This window comes from Mesorhizobium sp. M7A.F.Ca.CA.001.10.2.1 (assembly GCF_003998575.1).
Classification (GTDB): domain Bacteria; phylum Pseudomonadota; class Alphaproteobacteria; order Rhizobiales; family Rhizobiaceae; genus Mesorhizobium.
This window is the reverse complement of record NZ_RZQY01000805.1, coordinates 1-2,383: the sequence shown is the minus strand read 5'-3', so window position 1 is coordinate 2,383 and position 2,383 is coordinate 1. Positions and strand designations below refer to the sequence as shown.

Annotated in this window: 4 protein-coding genes; 2 read left to right on the top strand and 2 right to left on the bottom strand. The window is 62.8% G+C overall.

What is annotated here, in order from left to right; translation table 11 throughout:
* Positions 1-86 precede the first annotated feature (86 nt).
* On the bottom strand, positions 87-812 hold the full coding sequence (locus EN964_RS31975) for a hypothetical protein (RefSeq protein WP_127271611.1): 726 nt from the start codon (positions 810-812) through the stop codon (positions 87-89).
* A gap of 125 nt (positions 813-937) precedes the next feature.
* On the opposite strand from EN964_RS31975, the gene EN964_RS31970 reads away from it, so the two are divergent.
* Both EN964_RS31970 and EN964_RS31965 read left to right on the top strand, forming a co-directional pair.
* Positions 938-1,279 (top strand): hypothetical protein, encoded by a 342-nt coding sequence (locus EN964_RS31970; RefSeq protein WP_127271612.1) that lies wholly within the window; start codon positions 938-940, stop codon positions 1,277-1,279.
* A gap of 19 nt (positions 1,280-1,298) precedes the next feature.
* Positions 1,299-1,826, top strand: coding sequence for a gamma carbonic anhydrase family protein (locus EN964_RS31965; protein WP_127271824.1), 528 nt, complete (start codon positions 1,299-1,301; stop codon positions 1,824-1,826).
* 54 nt (positions 1,827-1,880) lie between these two features.
* On the opposite strand, the gene EN964_RS31960 is transcribed toward EN964_RS31965, so the two are convergent.
* A complete protein-coding gene (locus tag EN964_RS31960; protein ID WP_245490709.1) occupies positions 1,881-2,378 on the bottom strand; it encodes an ankyrin repeat domain-containing protein in 498 nt (165 codons plus the stop codon).
* Positions 2,379-2,383 lie beyond the last annotated feature (5 nt).

Below are 2,383 nucleotides of genomic sequence, written 5' to 3'. Positions count from 1 at the left end.
ACATCGATCTGGCCTGAGCCAGCGATTTTGCGCTCGGCCGGCTCCGCCTCGAATGCGGCCGGCCGGCCGGACCTTCCGAGGCTTTCTTAACGTCCTGTTTTCAGGACGCGCCCGGCTTCAGTGGCGATTGCCGCGTCGAGCGCCTGCCAATCGCCCAGAAACTCCCTTGGGAAGCGATAGGTGAGGCTGAGCTCGTCGCCGACCTGGATGTCGCGCTCGCAAGGCGCCAGCGATTGGTCGGCACTCGGTCCGCTCAGGCAACGGGCCACAAACGGCTCCTTGCCGGGGCGATTGCCGACAACCAGCACCTCGTTCAGATAGCCTGATTTCTCGTTGAAACCATAAATCATCGTGCCGCCAGGCCCGACAATGCCGGGTTGGATGATCAACGCGCTGTAGATCGGCGCGAAGCGGCCACTCATGTCACGCGACATCATCTGCTGTTCGAAGGCCAGAAAGACGATGCTTTTGGCTGTCCCCGTATGGTTGAAATCATCCCGCGCGGCCTCGCTGTAGCCGTCCATCTGGGGATAGCGCAGATAGAGGTCGAGCCGCGAGGCGATGCCGTCGCGCCGGGCCTGGGCGAAACGGATGGCGTTGGCCGGGACCGTGATGACATTGTTGCCGATCACCACTTGGTGCATCGTTGCGTCGTCGGTGTATCCGGCCATGGCGATCGAATGGCCAAACCATTTGCCTGCAAGGCTGATCGCTGCTGAAAGCAGGGCCAGCGCCGCGAATCCGTAGAGCACCCGCTTCATCAGCCTGGAATCGACCACAGTGAGTTCGTTGGCGAGCGCTGCCTGCTTCATCTCAGTCCTCGGATCTCGGGCCGTCCGTCCGCCTCCAGTGTCCCTGGGCGGCACACATCGTACGGCACGGCTCTTGCAGCCTGCGTGGAACGACTGTGCAATTTCATGGTAAATGGAAAGTTAAGATGGGACCGCTGGAACTCACACTCTTTGCTTTTGCCGTCGGGTTGACGGCCTGCGGGCTGGCCGGATCGGCTATGGAACTGGTGTCGGGCCGCAAGGTCGCCTTCACCGAACCCTATGTGTCGCCGTCACATGTCTTGCGCTCGCTGCTCGCCACTGCCTGTGCCGGACCCTTCATGCTGGTCAATGATGCCATCGATGCCCGGCGTCAGCGCCGCATTTCAACGTTGGCGCTGATGTCCTGCGGCTGCACGGCAATTGCGTGGACCTTGGCGCTGGGCGTCGTCGTGCTTGCCATTGCCTCATGGACGGTCCGTCTCCTAGGGTCCGAGCTGCCAGCTTGAGACGATTCGGAGACCAGAAATGCCGCTTTATGCGATCGATGGAACAGAGCCCAGCTTCGCCGATGCGGGTTCGAACTGGATCGCACCCGATGCGACGCTGATCGGCGACGTCAGGGTCGGACGCAATGCCGGCTTCTGGTTCGGCGCCGTCATCCGCGGCGACAATGAGCCCATCGTCATCGGTGCCGACACCAATGTGCAGGAACATACGGTCATGCACACCGATCCCGGTTTCCCGCTGACGATCGGGGAAGGCTGCACGATCGGCCACCGCGCCTTGCTGCATGGCTGCACGATCGGCGACAACAGCCTGATCGGCATGGGCGCCATCGTGCTGAACGGCGCGAAAATCGGCAGGAATTGCCTGGTCGGCGCCGGTGCGCTGGTCACCGAAGGCAAGGAATTCCCGGACAATTCGCTGATCGTCGGTTCGCCGGCCAAGGCGATCAGGGTGCTGGACGACGCGGCCGTGGCCAGGTTGCGCGGCTCGGCGGCGCACTATGTCGCCAATGGCAAACGCTTCAAGGCGGGGTTGAAGAAGGTCTGAGATCAGCCTGGCATTTGCTGGCGGTGGTTTCGTCGCGCCCCAACTCACTGTCCGTCAGTTGCGCCCGGCCATCGCATCGCGCAGCAAGGAAGCACCGCCTTCAAAGCCGGCAATCTCGGCTTCCTCGATCGCGGTCCTGTAGTCATCGATGCGGGTTTCGAGCACCGGGTCGGCGCCCGCCGCCAAAAGCAGGCCGATCGCATCGACACTGCGGATGGCCACCGAATAGTGCAGCGGCGTCCAGTCGTTGACGCCCCGCATGTTGGGGTCGGCACCGCCGTCGATCAAAACCCGCACGATGTCCAGCCGGTCGGCGCGGTCGGTGGACAGCGCTGCAATGATGGACGGAAACCCACCGTGATCCTGATAGTTTGGATTCGAGCCGGCATCCAGCAAAGACGAGATGAAGCCGACGGGGCTCCAATAGATCGCATATTCCAGCGGATGCCCGAGGCCGAGCTCGAACGGCATGCGCTCGTCGAACCAGCGGGAAGAGCCGCCCAACGCCACGCCGAGGCCCTCGAAGTCGCCGGCCTTGAAGGCATCGTCGATAACGT